18 protein-coding genes are annotated in these 19,497 nt (G+C 60.5%); 1 reads left to right on the forward strand and 17 read right to left on the reverse strand.

All coding sequences use genetic code 11. The annotated features are described in order from the left end of the window. Positions 1–65: 65 nt before the first annotated feature. Entirely contained in the window at positions 66–1,007 is a 942-nt protein-coding gene (locus tag BLU26_RS08020) for a M23 family metallopeptidase (protein WP_092285522.1), read from the reverse strand. Positions 1,008–1,083: 76 nt separating this feature from the next. Between BLU26_RS08020 and BLU26_RS08025 the strand changes: the two genes are divergently transcribed. Then, positions 1,084–1,536 carry a DUF721 domain-containing protein gene (locus BLU26_RS08025; protein ID WP_092285524.1) on the forward strand — a complete coding sequence of 151 codons (453 nt, stop codon included), beginning with the start codon at positions 1,084–1,086 and terminating at the stop codon, positions 1,534–1,536. Between the two features lie 164 nt (positions 1,537–1,700). Here the strand turns inward: BLU26_RS08025 and lpxC are convergent, their stop codons facing one another. The 16 genes from lpxC to mraZ form a co-directional block, all read right to left on the reverse strand. Next, complete coding sequence (gene lpxC, locus BLU26_RS08030; protein WP_092288412.1) at positions 1,701–2,612, reverse strand: UDP-3-O-acyl-N-acetylglucosamine deacetylase; 912 nt, start codon at positions 2,610–2,612, stop codon at positions 1,701–1,703. Positions 2,613–2,723: 111 nt separating this feature from the next. Further along, on the reverse strand, positions 2,724–3,902 hold the full coding sequence (gene ftsZ, locus BLU26_RS08035; protein WP_092285526.1) for a cell division protein FtsZ: 1,179 nt from the start codon (positions 3,900–3,902) through the stop codon (positions 2,724–2,726). A gap of 92 nt (positions 3,903–3,994) precedes the next feature. Further along, a complete protein-coding gene (ftsA, locus tag BLU26_RS08040) occupies positions 3,995–5,230 on the reverse strand; it encodes a cell division protein FtsA (RefSeq protein WP_092285528.1) in 1,236 nt (411 codons plus the stop codon). 10 nt (positions 5,231–5,240) lie between these two features. Beyond that, positions 5,241–6,104: a cell division protein FtsQ/DivIB gene (locus BLU26_RS08045; RefSeq protein WP_092285530.1), complete on the reverse strand. Its 864-nt coding sequence runs from the start codon at positions 6,102–6,104 to the stop codon at positions 5,241–5,243. A 13-nt stretch (positions 6,105–6,117) separates the two neighbouring features. Further along, positions 6,118–7,035: a D-alanine--D-alanine ligase gene (locus BLU26_RS08050; protein WP_092285532.1), complete on the reverse strand. Its 918-nt coding sequence runs from the start codon at positions 7,033–7,035 to the stop codon at positions 6,118–6,120. Further along, complete coding sequence (gene murC / locus BLU26_RS08055; RefSeq protein WP_231702055.1) at positions 7,035–8,441, reverse strand: UDP-N-acetylmuramate--L-alanine ligase; 1,407 nt, start codon at positions 8,439–8,441, stop codon at positions 7,035–7,037. The genes BLU26_RS08050 and murC overlap by 1 nt, the downstream gene beginning before the upstream one ends. 34 nt (positions 8,442–8,475) lie before the next feature. Then, a complete protein-coding gene (murG, locus tag BLU26_RS08060; protein ID WP_092285536.1) occupies positions 8,476–9,549 on the reverse strand; it encodes an undecaprenyldiphospho-muramoylpentapeptide beta-N-acetylglucosaminyltransferase in 1,074 nt (357 codons plus the stop codon). Beyond that, complete coding sequence (gene ftsW, locus BLU26_RS08065; protein WP_092285538.1) at positions 9,542–10,717, reverse strand: putative lipid II flippase FtsW; 1,176 nt, start codon at positions 10,715–10,717, stop codon at positions 9,542–9,544. The genes murG and ftsW overlap by 8 nt, the downstream gene beginning before the upstream one ends. Beyond that, on the reverse strand, positions 10,714–12,063 hold the full coding sequence (gene murD, locus BLU26_RS08070; RefSeq protein ID WP_092285540.1) for a UDP-N-acetylmuramoyl-L-alanine--D-glutamate ligase: 1,350 nt from the start codon (positions 12,061–12,063) through the stop codon (positions 10,714–10,716). Before murD ends, ftsW begins: the two co-directional genes overlap by 4 nt. A 10-nt stretch (positions 12,064–12,073) precedes the next feature. Next, positions 12,074–13,156, reverse strand: coding sequence for a phospho-N-acetylmuramoyl-pentapeptide-transferase (gene mraY / locus BLU26_RS08075; protein ID WP_092285542.1), 1,083 nt, complete (start codon positions 13,154–13,156; stop codon positions 12,074–12,076). 1 nt (position 13,157) lies between these two features. Continuing rightward, a complete protein-coding gene (locus tag BLU26_RS08080) occupies positions 13,158–14,546 on the reverse strand; it encodes a UDP-N-acetylmuramoyl-tripeptide--D-alanyl-D-alanine ligase (protein ID WP_092285544.1) in 1,389 nt (462 codons plus the stop codon). Continuing rightward, a complete protein-coding gene (locus tag BLU26_RS08085; protein WP_092285546.1) occupies positions 14,539–15,990 on the reverse strand; it encodes a UDP-N-acetylmuramoyl-L-alanyl-D-glutamate--2,6-diaminopimelate ligase in 1,452 nt (483 codons plus the stop codon). The genes BLU26_RS08080 and BLU26_RS08085 overlap by 8 nt, the downstream gene beginning before the upstream one ends. Then, positions 15,987–17,732 carry a peptidoglycan D,D-transpeptidase FtsI family protein gene (locus BLU26_RS08090; protein WP_092285548.1) on the reverse strand — a complete coding sequence of 582 codons (1,746 nt, stop codon included), beginning with the start codon at positions 17,730–17,732 and terminating at the stop codon, positions 15,987–15,989. The genes BLU26_RS08085 and BLU26_RS08090 overlap by 4 nt, the downstream gene beginning before the upstream one ends. Further along, a complete protein-coding gene (gene ftsL / locus BLU26_RS08095; RefSeq protein ID WP_092285550.1) occupies positions 17,729–18,037 on the reverse strand; it encodes a cell division protein FtsL in 309 nt (102 codons plus the stop codon). Before ftsL ends, BLU26_RS08090 begins: the two co-directional genes overlap by 4 nt. Beyond that, the gene (rsmH, locus tag BLU26_RS08100; protein ID WP_092285552.1) at positions 18,037–18,975 is read right to left on the reverse strand and encodes a 16S rRNA (cytosine(1402)-N(4))-methyltransferase RsmH; all 939 of its coding nucleotides are present in this window, start codon (positions 18,973–18,975) and stop codon (positions 18,037–18,039) included. Before rsmH ends, ftsL begins: the two co-directional genes overlap by 1 nt. Then, positions 18,972–19,427 carry a division/cell wall cluster transcriptional repressor MraZ gene (gene mraZ / locus BLU26_RS08105; RefSeq protein WP_092285555.1) on the reverse strand — a complete coding sequence of 152 codons (456 nt, stop codon included), beginning with the start codon at positions 19,425–19,427 and terminating at the stop codon, positions 18,972–18,974. Before mraZ ends, rsmH begins: the two co-directional genes overlap by 4 nt. Between the last annotated feature and the right edge of the window lie 70 nt (positions 19,428–19,497).

Below are 19,497 nucleotides of genomic sequence, written 5' to 3' on the forward strand. Positions count from 1 at the left end.
CCCGGCAGCGTGCCCGGACGCCACTGTCGTGACATCCGAGCTTCAGTAATGGGGGCAAAAAAGGACTATTTCAACGCGACGTAACGCGCGGGATTTACGGCCATGCCGTTGCGGTAGACTTCGAGGTGCAAATGCGAGCCTGTAGAGCGTCCGGTACTGCCAACCGCAGCGATCTCTTCACCCTTTTGCACCAGGTCGCCCTTGCTGACCTTGATAACCGAGGTGTGCGCATAGCGCGTTTTGTAACCACCGCCATGGTTGATTTCAACCATGTTTCCATAGGCACCATTGCGCCCGGCAAAAACCACTACGCCGCTGCCTACAGCATATATAGGTGTGCCGCGGGGCGCGGCAAAATCCAGCCCGGTGTGCATGGAGATGCGCCCGGTAATGGGGTCGGTACGGCGGCCAAAACCAGAGGAAAGGTGCCCCAGACGCACCGGCTTGAAGTCCAGTGCGGAATCAACATCCGATTGCCGACTAACCATCAGGTCTTCGAGCAGCTGCAGTTGTTGAGTACGATCGTCTATCCGCTCCGACAGCTGCTCAATTACGTTCTGCAGGTCAGGCGCGTGATAGCTCAGATCATCACCGCTGCGCAGCTCCGGGCCACCCATGCCTGGATCGATTTCATCACCAAAGTTGAACTCGCCATCAGAGAAGTCCGCCAACTCGGTCAAGCGCTCGCCCAGCGCATCCAGACGGGTCAAGCGCATCTGCAACCGCGCCAGCTGCTGGCTCATGCGTTCTATCTGCGCCTGGGTTCCGTCGTCCGCCTCAACATCACCGATGTCATAGTCGTGGAGAACTTGCTGCCACTCCGGCGTACTGTCGACTGCCGCCACCTCGTCGGGTGGCGGAGCACCCGCGCTCAGCAGCTGCCAAGTGAGCAGCGCCGCAGTCACCGGCAACGCAGCCAAGAGCGCAATACCCGCCACAACCCAGGGAGCCCCCAGCGTCAGCGTACGTGACGCGCCATGGCGTCCAGTGAGAATAATAATGTTCAAATAACGACCTCAAACAATCACGATGGCGGTTCTGATAGGATGACCGCTCTATCACTCCAAACCGGTATACACCTGCATGGCCTTCTACCCGCTGGACGCTCGCAGACCCGTTGACCTGCTGCGCACCAACATGACGCTGAAGCACCTGTATGCCCAAGCGAAAAACCTGGAGCGGTTACAGGCGCTGGTAGAGACTCAGCTTGAACCCGCTGCCCGAGAACACTGCAAGGTAGCCTCGTGTACAGATGGCGTCCTGCGCATGGTGGTAAGTAGCAGCCAGTGGGCAACCCGCCTCAGGTACCAGCAAAAACGTCTCATACGCCAGTTACAGGCCTACAAAGAATTCGCAACCTTAACGAAAATTCATTGCAAGGTACAACCGCCACTGGTCAAAAAAGCACCACCAGTTCGCACAATGCGGCGTTCACAGGTCGCTGCGGAACACCTGCGGGACACCGCGGAGGGCGTTACAGACGCCCGGCTGCGCAGCGCACTGGAAAAACTGGCACGCCATCACGCCGACAGCTAGAGACAGCCAGAAGGCACAAAAAGACAGCGCCAGAACGGAACCCAGACCCCGTGTCCCTTGTCTGGCACGCGGATTACCACAAAAAAGAAAACGGCCACCGAAGTGGCCGTTAAATAGAAACGAAACGAGATAGGTGTCAGACGACTACTCTGTTGTCCGCGACATCAAACCGCTGCAGCGGGGCGCATGAAGGAGATCGGCGCCGTCCCTGCATCGTCAAATGTGACTACTTCCCACGCATCCTTGGTGAGCAGCAGCTTGCGAATCAGCTTGTTGTTCAGCCCATGACCGGATTTGTAGCCCTGAAATTCACCCACCAGGCTTTTGCCCAACAGGTAAAGATCACCAATGGCATCCAGAATCTTGTGCTTCACGAACTCGTCTTCATAGCGCAGACCGTCTTCATTGAGTACGCGGTATTCGTCAACGACAATCGCGTTGTCCACACTGCCGCCCAATGCCAGGTTCTGCGAGCGCAGGTACTCGATATCACGCATGAAACCGAAGGTACGAGCGCGACTGACTTCCTTGACGAACGATGTGCTGGAGAAATCCACACAGGCGTTCTGACTTCGACCGCGGAAAACCGGATGGTCAAAATCGATACCAAATGAAACCTTGAAACCTTCAAAGGGCACGAAGGTGGCGGTTTTGCCGTCCTCCTCAACAGTCACTTCACGCTTGATGCGAATGAACTGCTTGGGAGCGTCCTGTTCCTCAATACCAGCGGACTGGATCAGGAACACAAACGGGCCGGCGCTGCCGTCCATAATCGGCACTTCGGAGGCGCTCAGCTCAACATAGGCGTTATCGATACCCAGACCGGCCATGGCAGACAGCAGATGCTCTACCGTATCAACCTTGGCGCCATCCTTGATCAGGGTGGTGGACATGGTGGTCTCACCCACGAACTCGGCACGCGCCGGGACCTCGACCACAGGGTCGAGATCCGTGCGGCAGAACACTATCCCGGTATCTACCGGTGCCGGTTTCAGCGTGAGGTATACCTTCTCACCCGAATGCAGACCAACACCAGTGGCCCGGATGATGTTCTTCAGTGTGCGTTGTCTGATCATGCTTGACTGGGTCCGCTCTAGTTGCGAATAATTTTCAACAAATTGGCGTGCATAATAGCAAAGTACGCCTTTGATGAATACCAATAAGCCCTATGCTGCCGATTGATCAGATCAATCGGCCTGGCGCCGCAGGAAGGCCGGAATATCCAGATAATCCAGGTCTTCTGCCGGACGGCTCAAGCGTTCAGCCGCGCTGCCCTGCGGATGCTGGTTACGCATCACGGTAGGACGATCAAGGTCGCGGTAGTTTGGCGCTGAACCTTCACTCTGGCGTGTTGCAGCAGCTTGCGCCTGTACCGCGGTATTGTCGACTACCTTGACGGGCTTCTCGACCTTGGCACCCAGACCGGTTGCAACCACGGTGACCCGCAGTTCGTCGCGCAGTTCTGGATCGATAACGGTACCCACCACCACGGTGGCGCTTTCGGAAGCAAATTCTTCAACCGTGCTACCTACCTCAGAGAACTCACCCAGCGACAGGTCTGGGCCGGCAGTGATGTTAACCAGAATACCGCGCGCACCCATCAGGTTGACGTCTTCCAGCAGCGGACTGCGAATCGCCGCTTCTGCCGCTTCACGGGCGCGGTTCGGGCCGCTGGCGTGGCCGGTACCCATCATGGCCATGCCCATTTCGCTCATAACGGTTTTCACGTCGGCGAAGTCGACGTTGATCATACCCGGACGCATGATCAGATCAGCAATACCCTGCACGGCGCCCAACAGCACGTCGTTGGCCTTGCTGAACGCGGCCAGCAGGCTGGCATCCTTACCCAACACGGTCAGCAGTTTTTCGTTCGGAATGGTGATCAGCGAGTCAACGTGCTGGCCCAGCTCACGAATACCTTCTTCAGCGATCTGCAGACGCTTGCGCCCTTCGAACGGGAAAGGCTTGGTGACTACAGCCACGGTCAGAATGCCCATTTCGCGCGCCACTTCAGCGACGATTGGCGCTGCACCGGTACCGGTACCACCACCCATACCCGCGGTAATGAACACCATGTCGGCACCCTGCAATACTTCAGCGATGCGCTCGCGGTCTTCGATGGCCGCTTCACGGCCGATCAGCGGGTTGGCACCAGCGCCCAGACCCTTGGTGACAGCTGAACCCAGCTGCAGGACGGTGCGTGCGCTGACATTCTTCAGCGCTTGCGCATCGGTATTGGCGCAGATGAAATCCACACCTTCTACGTTGTTGACAACCATGTGCTGCAGGGCGTTACCGCCGCCGCCGCCTACACCAACAACTTTGATTACTGCGTTCTGCGGGACGTTATCGATCAGTTCAAACATGACCTTCTCCTTGAGTACAGACTCGTTTCGTTTTCGTTTCGTTTACTGCATTTAGCCCGCTTGAGCGGGTCTGCTACTGAAATTGCAAAAGCTTAAAAATTGCCTTGAAACCACTTCTTCACCCGCTCGACTACCGGCACCTTGGGGCCGCTGTCGCTCGGGCTGCTGCTCTGTTCGCCGTGGTGTTTGATGCCGTAATGCAACAGGCCCACGCTGGTCGCGTAAACCGGATTGCGCACCACATCGGTCAGCCCCTTGAACTCCTGCGGCATGCCCAGGCGCACCGGCATATGGAAAATCTCTTCGGCCAGCTCAATGGCGCCTTCCATTTTTGCGGTGCCGCCGGTCATAACGATGCCCGCCGGGATCATGTCTTCGAAACCGGAGCGGCGCAGTTCAGCCTGAATCAGGGTGAACAGCTCGTCATAACGCGGCTCGACCACCTCGGCCAAGGCCTGGCGCGATAGGTCACGCGGTGGCCGCTCGCCGACGCTCGGCACCTTGATGGTTTCTTCCGGGCCGGCCAGCTTGGCCAGTGCGCAGGCATAACGAATCTTGATCTCTTCGGCGTACTGGGTCGGGGTACGCAGCGCCATGGCGATGTCATTGGTAACCTGGTCGCCGGCAATCGGAATCACTGCGGTGTGGCGAATAGCGCCTTCGGTGAAGATGGCGATATCGGTAGTACCACCGCCAATATCTACCAGACACACACCCAGTTCTTTCTCGTCTTCCGTCAGCACCGCATAGCTGGAGGCCAGTTGCTCGAGAATCACGTCTTCCACTTCCAGCCCGCAGCGACGGATGCACTTCTCGATGTTCTGCACCGCGTTCAGTGCACAGGTCACTAGGTGCACCTTGGCTTCCAACCGCACGCCCGACATGCCCAGAGGCTCGCGCACACCTTCCTGGTTATCGATCACATATTCCTGCGGCAGGATGTGCAGCACTTTCTGATCCGCCGGAATGGCCACCGCCTGACCGGCATCCAGCACACGCTCGATATCGGCCTGCACCACCTCACGGTCACGAATCGCGACTATTCCGTTGGAGTTCAGGCTGCGGATGTGATTGCCCGCAATCCCCGCGAATACCGAATGGATCTGGCAACCGGCCATGAGCTCTGCTTCTTCGATGGCCCGCTGAATCGACTGCACGGTGGACTCGATATTGACCACCACGCCCTTTTTCAGCCCGCGTGAGGGGTGCGAGCCAATACCCACGATCTCCAGCTCGCCGTCCGCGCCGATCTCGCCGACCAGTGCCACGACCTTGGAGGTGCCGATATCCAGCCCCACTATCATCCTGCTACCCTGCTTGCTTGCCATAGTCTTTCCGTTACTCCCCCGATTCGACCGGTTCAACTGGCTCGCGCCAGGCCACGGCCATGCCATTGCTGTAGCGCAGATCCACCCGCGCGATCAGTTCCCGACGATCCTGTAGCAGCATTTGCTCGACCGTCATGAACCGCTGCATCTTGTCCACCAGATTGTCGCGACCGAGCAGCACTTCAATGCCGTCTTCGGTGGTTAAAAACCAGCTGCCGCGATCGCGCAGATCCAGCTTGCTGACCACCATGCCCTGTGGCCGCAGCAGGCTGCTGAACTGCTGGTAATGACGCATCACCCGACGCTTGGCGCGCTCCGGCCCGTTGAGCTGCGGCAGTTGCGCGAACCGGCTGATATCATCCGGCGCAAACGCCTTGCCTTCATTGTTCAGTAGCGCCTGATCACCCCAGCGGGCGATGGGCAGCTGTTCATCCAGGTCAATCACCAGCTTGTCCGGCCATACCCGCCGAACTGAAGCATCTGCGACCCACGGCATCGCCAGCAGGTCGGCATGCAAGCCGTCCAGATCGATACCCAGAAAGCGTTCGTGCAGGTACGGCTGAATCACCTGCTGCACCGCAGCCCTGTCGATGTACTGCAGCTCACCCTCTACGGTGATCAGCGCCACCGGGCGGTCCGCCAGGGGCATCAAACGGCTACCCAGCTCATACAAGCCCATGCCGAGCGCGACTAGCAGCAGCGGCCACATCAACCCTTGCAAGCGTCGGCCGAAGCCGTCAAACGAGGGACGACTGAAGCGGCTGCGCGCGCTAACGCGGGGAGCAGGCGGCGCCACGCGCACCGCGCCGCGGCTCGACGCTTTGCGTCGTGCTGCCGGCGTGCTGCGAGTCTCGCGTATCATCTGCCCCAACATAGGTGCCCCGTACTCAGCAACGGGCGCCGGCGAGAATCGCCAGCACCAGATCAGTGAATGACATGCCCGTGGCTTTCGCCGCCATCGGCACCAGGCTATGGTCGGTCATGCCCGGCACGGTGTTGACCTCAAGCAGATAGAAACGCCCTGCTTCGTCCTGCATCACATCAACCCGACCCCAACCACGACAACCAACCGCATTGAAGGCGCGCAGACTCAGCTCGGCCAACTCGGCCTCTTTCTCTGCCGGCAACTCGCATGGGCAAAGGTACTGGGTATCGTTGGCCAGATACTTGGCGTCGTAGTCATAAAAATTGTGCGGTGTGCGCAAACGGATGGCTGGCAACGCCTTGCCATCTAGAATGGCCACGGTGAATTCGGCGCCCTGCACCCACTGTTCTACAAGCGCCTGATCGTCGTAGGTCTGCGCACCGCGCCAGGCGTCCTGCAATTCAGCCAGGCTGTTGGCCTTGGCCATGCCGATCGAAGAACCCTCGTGTACTGGTTTGATGATCAGCGGCGTACCCAGTTTCTCAACGATGGCAGCACATTCATCAATACCTCCCAGCATGGCGTAGGCCGGAGTGGATAAACCCAGGCTCTGCCAAATCTGCTTGGTGACCAACTTGTCCATGCCAACCGCAGACGCCATTACGCCACTGCCGGTATAAGGAATACGTAGCGACTCCAACAGCCCCTGCAGGCTGCCATCTTCACCACCACGGCCGTGCAGCGCGATGAACACGCGATCAGGCCGCTCAGCAATCAACTGCTCCGCCAGACGCTCGTCCGCATCGATGCCGTAGGCATTCACGCCGGCACCGAGCAGCGCTTCAAGCACCGCCGCACCGGATTTCAACGACACGGCGCGTTCGGCAGAGGTTCCACCAAACAGCACGGCTACGCGCCCAAAGGCAGCTACATCGACCATCAGGCTTCACCTCCAGTGTTGCGGGCAGCCAAGGCGTCAGCCAGTTGCTGCGCCAGACCGCCGATATCACCCGCGCCCTGCGTCAGCAGGATGTCGCCCGGTTGCAATACGGCTTCGAGCAGCGGCATGACGTCGGCGTCACGGTCTACATAAATAGGGTCGATCTGGCCGCGCTGACGAATGCTGCGACACAGGTGCTTGCTATCCGCGCCCTGCACCACTTCTTCCCCTGCGGGATAGACTTCCATCAGTAACAGGGCATTGGTTTCACCCAGTACCTGCACAAAGTCCTCATACAGGTCACGGGTGCGGCTGTAACGGTGCGGCTGATACAACATCACCAGGCGACGCTCAGGCCAGCCAGCGCGAACCGCCTTGATAACAGCGGCCACTTCGCGTGGGTGATGGCCGTAATCATCGACCAGCATGATCTGGCCATCGGCCCAGCTGAAGTCGCCATATACCTGAAAACGGCGACCAACCCCCTGAAAGCCGGTCAGGCCGTTGACGATGGCCTGGTCGGATACGCCCTCGTCAGTCGCTACCGCGATAGTCGCCAGCGAGTTGAGTACGTTGTGTACGCCGGGCATGTTGACCGAGACCTTCAGCGGCTCGCGCCCGTCGCGCAGCACGGTGAAGTGGGTCTGCATGCCGGTCTGGTGAATGTCCACCGCACGGATGTCGGCATCGTCGGATTGGCCATAGGTGATCACCTGGCGGTTCACCTGCGGCAGAATTTCACGCACCACCGGATCGTCGATGCAAAGTACCGCCACGCCATAAAACGGCAAGTTGTGCAGAAATTCGACGAAGGTGCGCTTGAGGCGGTTGAAGTCCCCCTCATAGGTAGCCATGTGATCGGCATCGATGTTGGTCACGATCGCGACCATCGGCTGCAGATGCAGGAAAGAGGCGTCGCTCTCATCGGCTTCCGCCACCAGATAACGGCTCTCACCCAACTGCGCGTTGGTGCCGGCAGCGGTCAGGCGGCCGCCGATCACAAAAGTCGGGCTCTTGCCGTCGGCAGCCAGTACCGAGGCAATCAGGCTGGTGGTTGTGGTCTTGCCATGGGTGCCGGCCACGGCAATTCCGTGACGATAGCGCATCAGCTCGGCCAACATTTCGGCGCGCGGCACCACCGGGATGCGCTGCTCGATGGCGGCAGCAACTTCCGGATTCTGCGGGTTGATGGCACTGGAGACCACCAGCACATCGGCCGACTGCAGGTTCTCGGAACGGTGGCCAATGTCGACCCGGGCACCAAAGTTCTCCAACCGCTGAGTCACCGCCGAGCGCTTGAGATCCGAACCGGATACTTCGTAACCCAGGTTCAGCAACACCTCAGCAATACCGCACATGCCTACACCACCAATGCCAACGAAATGGATGCGGCGGATGCGGCGCATCTCGGGCAGCGTGAAGGTCGCCTGGGCGCGTTTGTTACTGGTCACGGGCGACCTCCAGACAGGCTTTGACCACATCGGTCGTGGCGTTGGGGGTTGCTTGTTCGCGGGCGCGTTGGGCCATCTCTCGCAGTAACTCCGGTTGATTCATATAAGTTGTCAGTTTTTCAGCCAGCAACGCGCCGCTGAGCTCGGCCTGCGGCAACAGTTCAGCGCCGCCCCGCTCAGCCAAATAGCGCGCGTTGGCGCTCTGGTGATCGTCAATCGCATGCGGCAGCGGCACCAGAAACGAAGGTCGGCCAGCAGCAGCCAGTTCACAGACAGTCAGCGCACCAGCGCGGCAAATCACCAGATCGGCCCATTCATAGGCACCAGCCATATCGGCGATAAACGCCTCAACGTCGGCGCGTACACCCGCCGCCTGATAGGCCTCACGAGCAACCAACAGATGCTGTTTGCCGCACTGGTGTACCACCTGAGGCCGCTGCGCCTGCGGCAGACGACTAAGCGCATCCGGCAGCAGCGTGTTCAACGGCATAGCGCCCAGACTGCCGCCCAGCACCAGCAAGCGCAGCGGACGATCAGCAGTCCAATCCAATGCCGGCACCTGAAAAATCTCTTCGCGCACCGGATTGCCCGTACTGCGGCGCCGCTCATCGCCCACAAAGCTACCGGCAAAACCTTCGCAGCGACGCTTGGCGATACGCGAGAGCAACCGATTTGCCGTACCGACCACCGCGTTCTGCTCATGAATCACCACCGGCGTACCCCGCAACCAGGCAGCCAGCCCGCCCGGCCCGGTAACGTAGCCGCCGGCACCCAGTACGCAGACCGGTTTCAACTCAGCCAGCAGTTTCAACGACTGAACCAACGCTTTCACAATACGCACAGGGGCCTTGAGCAGATCCAGCTTGCCTTTGCCGCGCAGGCCTTGAATATCGATGTAGTGAATCGGGAAGCCGGCCTGCGGTACCAGATCAACCTCGATGCCGCGGCGAGTACCCAGCCAGTGCACGTCGTAGCCCTGATCACGCAACATGCGCGCGCAGGCCAGCGCAGGGAACACGTGACCGCCGGTACCACCGGCCATGACCAGAAATGTCTTAGCCATTGGACGCCTCCCGCAGCGCCTGACGGCGCTCCCAGTCGATCCGCAGCAACAGCCCCAGCGACACACAGCAGACCACCAGCGAGCTGCCACCGTAGCTGAGAAAAGGCAGAGTCAGCCCCTTGGTGGGCAGCAAGCCAATGTTCACGCCAACGTTGATCAGCACCTGCCCACACCACATGATGGCCAGACCGTAGGCCAGGTAGGCTGAAAACATCAGCCCCGCGCGTTCGGCCCAGAGACCGATGTACAGCGCGCGGATCGCGACAAAAATCAGCAGCGCGAACGCGGCCAGCGCACCGATCATGCCCAGCTCCTCCGCCAGCACAGAGAACACAAAGTCGGTGTGCGCCTCCGGCAGATAGAACTGCTTCTGAATACTGTTGCCCAGACCGACACCCAGCCACTCGCCACGGCCAAAGGCAATCAGCGCTTGAGTGAGCTGATAACCAGTACCGTAGGGGTCGTCCCAGGGGTTGAGGAAACCGGTCAGGCGCTGCAAGCGGTAGGGCTCGAAGGCGACCAGCAAACCGGCCAGGCCGCCCAGCGAGCCGAACAGCAGCAGGAAGCGGAAGAGCCCGACGCCGCCGAGAAACAACATGCCGGTGGCAGCGCCCATCAACACCACCGTGGCGCCAAAGTCCGGCTCAATGATCAACAGCCAAGCCATCGGGCCCAACACCATGAAGGGTTTGATAAAACCAAACCACTGCTCTTTAACCTCATCCTGGCGGTGCACCAGGTAGCCCGACAGAAAAACCACCGCAAACAACTTGGCCAGCTCTGACGGCTGCACGTTGATCGGGCCGACGGCAATCCAGCGCCAGCTGCCATTCACTTCACGGCCAATGCCCGGAATCAACACCGCCAACAGCAGGGCAAACCCCAGGAACAGCAGCGGGAAGCGGAATTGTTCCCAGACCCGCACCGGTACCGCCAGGGTGACCGCCATCGCCAACAGACCAATCAACAGATAAACAATCTGCCGATTCATGTAATACAGGGGGTCACCCAGGCGGCCCGCCGCGACTTCCATTGAGGCAGAGGTAACCATTACCAACCCCAGCGCGAGCAGGCACAGTGAGCCGACCAGCAGTGGCAAGTCCATATCGAAACGGCGCTCGCCCAGCAAAGGCGCGCTGGCGTCACGGGCGGTGGCGAGCCAGTTCATACGCTCAACCTCCCGACAGCGGCGGCAAACAGCTGACCGCGCTGCTCAAAGTTCTTGAACATATCGAGACTGGCGCAGGCGGGCGACAGCAGTACCGCATCACCAGACTCAGCCTTCTCCGCCGCCAAGGACACCGCAGCCTCAAGCGTATCAACCCGGCTCACGTCGACGCCCGCGGGCAATACCGCCGCCAGTTTATCTGCGTCACGCCCCAGCAAAACCACTGCCCGGCAATACTGCGCACAGGGTGCACTCAGCGGGGTGAAGTCGGCGCCTTTGCCGTCGCCGCCGGCGATCAGCACCAGCTTACCGCCAAGGTCGCTGCCCAAACCGTTGATGGCGGCCAGCGCGGCGCCCACATTGGTTGCCTTGGAATCGTCAAAATAGGTAACGCCGGCGTGCTCGCCCACCCACTGACAGCGGTGCGGCAAACCGGTGAAACGGCGCAAGGTATCCAGCATCGGCTGCATCGGCAGGCCTGCCGCGTGGCCCAAAGCCAACGCGGCCAAGGCGTTGGACTGATTATGCGCACCGCGCATCTTCAGCTCACTGGCCGGCATCAGGGCGTTGAACTCAAACGCCAGCCAGCTCTCACCTTCCTGCTCGATCAGGCCGAAGCCTTTAAAGTCAGGGCGCGACAGGCCGAAGGTCAAACACGGCAACTGGTCAGCTACCAGCGGGCGCGACAGCGCGTCATCGCGGTTCACCACGATCTGTTCGGCGCCGCGGAAAATGCGGTGCTTGGCCAGGTGGTAAGCCGCCAGACCACTGTAGCGGTCCATATGATCTTCACTGACATTAAGCACAGTCGCGACCCGTGAGTTGAGGCGGTCGGTGGTTTCCAGTTGGAAACTCGACAGCTCCAGCACATAAAGCTCTGCGTTTTGGTCGAGCAAATCCAGCGCCGGTGTACCCAGATTGCCGCCAACGGCAACCGCCACCCCGGCCGCTGCGGCCATCTCGCCCACCAGTGTGGTTACCGTGCTCTTGGCGTTCGAGCCGGTGATGGCCACGATCGGCGCCTTGGCCTCGCGGGCAAACAGCTCGATATCGCCGACGATAGACACCCCGGCCTTGGCCGCTGCCTGCAGGGCTGGCGTAGCCAATGCCACACCCGGGCTTACCACCAACTCACCGGCAGAGCACAGCAAGGCCTCATCGAGTTCGCCCAGATACAGATCCGCCATGGGTGCAAAACGCTTGAGCTTGTCCAGACCCGGGGGATTCTCACGGGTATCGACCACGGCAAACGGCAGACCGCGGCCCGCCAGATAACGGGCGACCGAGAGCCCGCTGCTGCCGAGCCCGACGATAATCCGTTGTTTGTCCGTGGTAATCAGTGACACCCAAATATCCTCAACGCAGTTTCAGAGTGGCAAGACCGATCAGCACCAGTACCACGGTGATGATCCAGAACCGCACGATGACACGCGGCTCAGGCCAGCCTTTAAGTTCAAAATGGTGGTGAATCGGCGCCATGCGGAACACCCGGCGACCGGTCAGCTTGAACGACGCCACCTGCACAATCACCGACAGGGTCTCCACCACGAAAATCCCGCCCATGATGAAAAGCACGATTTCCTGCCGCACAATCACCGCAATGACGCCCAGGGCTGCGCCCAGCGCCAGCGCGCCTACATCGCCCATGAATACCTGGGCGGGATAGGTGTTGAACCAGAGGAAGCCGAGGCCGGCGCCGAGCAGCGCGCCGCAGAAGATGATCAGCTCGCCGGCGCCGGGAACATAGGGAATCAACAGGTATTCGGCGAACTTGGCGTTACCCGAGAGGTAGGCAAAGATACCCAGTGCTCCGCCCACCATCACTGTCGGCATGATCGCCAGGCCGTCGAGGCCGTCTGTGAGGTTGACCGCATTGCTCGAGCCAACGATAACGAAGTAGGTCAGCACCACGAACAACGCACCCAGCTGAAATTCGACCTGCTTGAAAAAGGGCACGATCAGTGTGGTTTCCACCGGCGTCTGCGCGTGCAGATAAAGTATTACCGCAGCTGCCAGACCAAACACCGATTGCCAGAAGTACTTCCAGCGCGATGGCAGGCCGCGCGAATTCTTCTCGACCACCTTGCGGTAATCATCTACCCAACCCACCGCGCCAAAGCTGAAGGTAACGCCCAATACCACCCAGACATACAGATTGCTCAGATCGGCCCACAGCAGCGTGCTGATACCGATGGCAACCAGAATCAGCGCACCACCCATGGTTGGCGTACCGGCCTTGGACAAATGCGACTGTGGGCCGTCATTGCGCACTGACTGCCCGATCTGGCGAAAACTGAGGGTACGAATCATCCAGGGGCCCAGGAACAGGGCCAGCGTCAATGCGGTCAGCACGCCCAGAATGCCGCGCAGGGTCAGGTACTGGAATACCGAGAAACCGGAGTAGTACTGCTGGAGAAATTCGGCAAGTAAAAGCAACATGTCAGTTGACCCTGTTTTCGTTATTTTGCGTGTCAACCGCAGCCGCTAGGCCGGCAACAACCTCGTCCATGCCCGCACTGCGCGAGCCCTTCACCAGCACCTGGGTGCTGATATCCAGGCGGCCCTTGAGCGCCTCGATCAAATCCTGCTTGCTGGCAAATAACTGTCCGTGCTCACCAAAGGCCTGGACTGCCAGGGCGGACAGCGTACCTACCGCATACAGTGCATCTAGCCCCTGCTGGGCTGCATACTCGCCCACTTCACGGTGGCTGGCCTCAGCCCACTCGCCCAATTCACCCATATCGCCCAACACCAGCACGCGGGTACCCTGAAGTCCGGCGAGCAGGTCGATCGCGGCCTTCACCGAGGCAGGGTTGGCGTTGTAACTGTCATCAATGATCTGTGCACCAGCAATACCTGGGACGCTATTGCCGCGGCCGGCTACCGGTGGCAATGCGCTCAGACCGGCGCTGATGCAGTCGAGCGACACACCCGCCGCCAGCGCCGCACCGGCCGCAGCCAGGGCGTTGGCGATGTTGTGCTGACCGCGCACTTGCAGCTGAACCGACACCGCGCCCGCGGGCGTCTGCAGCTCAAATGCAGGACACCCCTTGGCATCCATCTGAATATTGTCGGCGCGCAGCTGCGCGGTCGGATTTTTCAGGCTGAACGAGCAGGCAGTGCGCTTGCTGCCGAGCAATTGATACCACTGCTCGAACCAGGGGCTGTCCAGGTTCAGCACCGCCTTGCCGCCGTCTGGCAATTCGCTGACGATCTCGCCCTTGGCCTTGGCGATACTCTCAGGGCTGCCAAAGCGACCTACATGCGCCATTTCGGCGTTGGTCAGTACACTGATCTGCGGCTTGGCCAGCGTCATGGTGTAAGCGATATCACCTACCGCCGCCGCACCCATCTCGATTACCGCGAATTGGTGCTCCGCCTTTAGACGCAGCAGTGTTAACGGCACACCCAGTTCATTGTTGAGATTGCCTTCGGTGGCCAGTACCTGGCCAGCCTGGCGCAGAATCGAGGCCAGCATCTCTTTAACGCTGGTCTTGCCGCTGGAGCCGGTAATCGCGATGACCTGCCCTTGGTAGCTTTCGCGTACCAGCGCCGCCAGCTGGCCCAGCGCCAACTGGCAATCGTGCACCAGCAGTTGGGGCAGCTCGTCATCAACCAGGTATTCGACCATGGCTGCGGCGGCGCCGTTATCCCGCGCCTGGGCGACAAAGTCGTGGCCATTGACCCGCGAACCGGCCAGCGCAACGAACAAGCCGCCCGGCTGCACACCACGGGCATCAATACTTACGCTGTCAAAATGCGTATCTACACTATTCATGGTGGCGGCCAGCGGCTTCAGCAGCGCGGACAGCCGGATAGCTTCAAGCATGCGCCGCCTCCCACTGCTGCAGCGCTTGTCGCGCGTGTTCTATATCGCTGAAGGGGTGACGCACGCCTTCAATCTCCTGATAAGTTTCATGCCCTTTGCCGGCGAGCAGAATCACATCGCCGATATTCGCTGCGGCGATCGTCTCGGCGATAGCGCTCGCACGGTTCGGTATGACGGTGGCAGCACTGCTGCGTTCCATCCCCAGGCAAATTTGCTCGATAATCTGTTGCGCTGGCTCGCTGCGCGGATTGTCGCTGGTGACTACCACAGCATCGGCGTGCTGCTCTGCCACTTTTGCCATCAGCGGGCGCTTTCCCTTGTCGCGATCGCCGCCACAGCCGAAGACGCAAACGACTCGACCGCTGGCGTGCTCGTGCAGTGCTGCCAGCGCCTTGTCCAAGGCATCCGGGGTATGGGCGTAGTCAATGACGACCAGAGGCGTTGCACCGCCACCCAGGCGTTGCATGCGACCTGCCGGGGGTTGCAACCGGGCGACCTGATCGACTGCTTGCTCCAGCATCACATCCAGCGCCAGCAGGCTGCCAATGACCGCCAGCAAGTTGCTCAGGTTGAAACTGCCCAGCAACGGGCTAGTGAATTCAAGCTCGCGGCCCAGCGCCTGCAGACGGGCGCAAATGCCGTCGCTGCTGTAGCTGATGTCGCTGCAATAAAGTTCGGCTGAGGGGTCGGTGAGGCTGTAGCCGATAACCGGACAGGCGCACTGCGCGGCCAACTGGCGACCAAAATCGTCATCCAGGTTGATCACGGCCGTGCGCAATGGCCGCTGAAACAGCAACGCCTTGGCGGCGCCGTAGCGCTGCATATCGCGGTGGTAATCCAGATGATCGCGGCTCAGATTGGTGAACACGCCGACAGCGAACTCCACCGCGGCCACCCGCCCCTGGTCCAGGGCGTGCGACGACACTTCCATCGCTACGTGACTGGCGCCTTGGGCCTGCAAACGGGCCAACTGCGCCTGCGCCACCAGCGCATCCGGCGTGGTCATGCCATGTTCGGTCAGCTGCCCCGGCATACCGCTGCCCAGCGTACCAATGACGCCACAGGGCTTATCCAGAGCCGCCAGTGCCTGCGCCAACATTTGGCTCACACTGGTTTTGCCGTTGGTGCCGGTGATACCGACCACCTTCAGTTGCTGGCTGGGCTGCTGATAAAACACCCCGGCCAGTGCGGACAACTGTTGCTGCAAACCGGCTACCGCCACCGCGGGCACCGGCAAGGCCGGCACGCGGTAACCCGCCGACTCATAAGCAATGGCAGCGGCACCGGCGGCAACCGCCTGAGTAATATAGTCGCGGCCGTCCTGCTGTAGTCCGGGTACCGCAATAAACAGATCGCCCGGGCGCACACGACGGCTGTCGAGCGCCATGCCATGCACTTCTACCGTTGCGTCCGTCAGGCCAGAAAACAGGCGAGCCAATTTCATCCGCGCTCTCCTGTGGCCGGGGGCGTGGGCAGCTCTACCTGCTGCATGTCGCCAAGGTTGTCCGGCGCCACATTCATCAGGCGCAGGGCGTTGGACATGAGCCCACTGAACACCGGAGCTGCCACCAGACCACCGTAATAGCCGCCCTCGCTGGGTTCATCGATCACCACGGCGATTGCAATGCGCGGATCGCTGCTCGGGCCGAAGCCGGCAAACAGGGAACGATAGGAGTCTTCCTGATAACCCTTGCTGGAGGTGCTCGCCTTGCGCGCCGTGCCGCTTTTGCCGGACACGTGGTAGCCCGGCACACGAGCGCGATAGGTGCCGCTCTCAGCCTCGATCACGTTCTGCAACATGCCTTGTACGGTTTTCGCTGCGGCCTCTGGCAGCACCTGCTGGCCCGCCGGACGCTCGTCTACGCGCAGCAGCGACATCGGCACCTTGCGACCATCGTTGGCCAGAATCGAATAGGCCTGAGCCAATTGCACGGCGGTAACCGACAGGCCGTAGCCATAGGAGAGTGCGGCCGTTTCTGCTGAGCGCCACTCGCGGTAGCTGGGCAGTTTGCCAACCCGCTCACCCGGGAAGCCCAACCCGGTGTACTCGCCGAGCCCTACGCTCTGCATGGCGTCGTGCACCGCCTGGCCGCCGATATCCAGGGCAACCTTGCTCATGCCGACGTTACTCGACTTGAGCAGAATGCCGCTCAGGTCCAGCACGCCGCCCGGCGCACGGGAAACGTCACGAATGGTATAGCGGCCAATGCGCATGGTACCCGGATAGACATTGACCTGATCAGTCGGCTTCCAGCGGCCAGTCGCCAGCGCCGCCGTCATCGATATGGGCTTCATGGTAGAGCCGGGCTCGAACACATCGATGATCGCGCGATTGCGCATCATGCCCGGCTGCAAATTGGAGCGGTTGTTCGGGTTGTAGCTTGGGTGGTTGACCATCGCCAGCACTTCACCCGTACGCACATCGAGCATCACGATCGAGCCGGCCTTGGCCTCGAACTTCTTCATGCCTTCACGCAGCTCGCGGTGAGCCAGGTACTGCAGACGCAGGTCGATCGACAGCTTGAGGTCATTGCCGGGGCGCGCGTTGCTGATGACCTGCACATCCTTGATCAGACGGCCACGACGATCCTGCAGCACCTGACGTTTGCCCGGCACACCCTGCAGCCACTGGTCATAGGCCAGCTCAAGCCCTTCCTGGCCTTTTTCGTCGACGTTGGTGAAGCCCACCAGGTGCGCCGCCACTTCGCCGGCCGGATAAAAGCGGCGATATTCCTCGATGCTGTAAACGCCATGTACCTTGAGCGCCATGACGGCTTCACCGTCCAGCGGGGTCATGCGCCGACGCAGGTAGATGAACTCCTTGTCAGCGTTGGCCTTGAGTCGTTCGGAGAAGGTAGAGAGGTCGGTACCCAGTACGCGGGCCAGATCAGGCCAATGGGCCTGTTGATCGATCAGCTGCGACGGATTGGCCCAGATGGTGAGTACCGGTGTGCTCACGGCCAGAGGCTCGCCATTGCGGTCGGTAATCTGCCCGCGGTGCGCCGGAATTGGCACATGCCGCACACTGCGCTTGTCACCCTGACTCTTGAGGAAACCCTCATCCAGCACATGCAGCTCGGCAATCCGCCAGGCCACAGCGACGCAGCACAAGCCGAGCAGCGCGATCACCAGGCGAAAACGCCAGGGATATAGGCTACCGTTGGGCTTGAAACCGAATTTCTTCATGGCTGCACCAGAATCACGTCGGCCGGCTCAGGCACGTGCATACCCAGCTGCTCAGTGGCAATACGCTCGATCCGGCTGTAAGCCGTCCAGGTGCTTTGCTCCAATACCAGGCGCCCCCACTCGGCCTGCGCCTTTTCGCGCACTTCAATCTGGCCCGCCAGCTCGTTCAGCAGTAGACGACTCCAGTGCGCGCTGAAGGAAACCGCCAGCGCACTGACCACCACCAGCACGCCAGCCAGCAACAGCCAGCCGCTGCCGGCCGGCAAGTGGCGTTGTGGCTTGACTGGCTGCTCAGCAGTGCTCATCAGCGCTTCTCGGCAATACGCAGCACAGCGCTGCGCGAACGTGGGTTGGCAGCGACTTCGGCCGCCGAGGGTTTGATTGCCTTGCCCACCAGATTGACCGACACCGCAATATCGATATCGCGAATCGGCAAGTCGCGCGGCAGCGGCGCGCCTTTGGCTTCACGGCGCATGAACTGCTTGACCAGACGATCTTCCAGCGAGTGAAAGCTGATCACTACCAGGCGGCCGCCGGGCGCCAATACATCCAGCGCGGCGCGCAGGCCGTCTGCGAGATCATCCAGCTCACGGTTAATGAAGATTCGAATACCCTGGAAGGCACGCGTCGCCGGGTGCTTACCCTTCTCCCAGGCTGGATTGGCTTCTTTGATAACTGCCGCCAGATCGGCGGTCCGGGTAAAGGGAATCTGTGCGCGGCGGGTTACCACGGCGCGCGCCATGCGCTTGGAAAAACGCTCTTCACCGTACTCTTTGAGCACGGTGGCGATATCCGCCTCGGCGGCACTATTAATCCAGTCCGCGGCGCTTTGCCCCAAGCCGGGATTCATGCGCATATCCAGCGGACCATCGTTCAGGAAACTGAAGCCGCGTTCCGGGTCATCCAGCTGCGGCGAAGACACGCCAAGATCCAGCAATACGCCGTCGATTTTGCCGTGCAAACCCTTGTCCTTGAGCTCTTGCGCCATGTCGGCAAATGAGCGCTGCACAACGACAAAGCGGCCGTCTATGGCCGCCAGTTCGTTACCTGTCCGGATGGCTTCCGGATCTTTATCGAAGGCGACCAATCGCCCCTCGGGCGCCAGCGCAGCAAGCAGCGCGCGGCTATGTCCCCCACGCCCGAAGGTTCCATCGACATAAAGCCCTGCAGGCTTTATCGCCAGCCCTTCCAGTGCTTCGTTGAGCAACACACTAATGTGCTGATAATTGGCTTGCGCGGTCATAGGCTCAAGGAATGCAGTTCAACCGGCAACTCGCCGGCTTCCTGCGATTCTTCCAGATAGGCGCTGGTGGTGGCCGTCCAGGCCTCTTCACTCCAGAGCTCGAATTTATTGATTTGCCCAACCAGCATGACTTTCTTATCCAGCCCAGCGTGTTCGCGCAGCAGCGGTGGAATAACGAAGCGGCCGTTACTGTCCAGCTCCAGGTCGTTGGCGTTACCAATCAACAGGCGCTGCAGACGTTTGACTGCGGGATTCATGTTCGGCGCTGAGCGCAATTGCGCTTCAACCGCTTCCCACTCCTGCAAGGGGTAAATCCAGAGGCAACGTTCCTCGAGTGCAATAGTCGCCACCAACTGCCCGCCACAGGACTCCACCAAGCGATCGCGATAGCGCGCAGGCATCGCGAGTCGCCCCTTGGCGTCCAGATTGATGGCGTTGGATCCCCGAAACACGCTCTTCACCTTCCCCTTTGGTTTTATGACGCTTGGCGCCAATATTTCCCACTTTTATCCACTTCGTACC

It is taken from the genome of Halopseudomonas sabulinigri (assembly GCF_900105255.1).
GTDB lineage: Bacteria > Pseudomonadota > Gammaproteobacteria > Pseudomonadales > Pseudomonadaceae > Halopseudomonas > Halopseudomonas sabulinigri.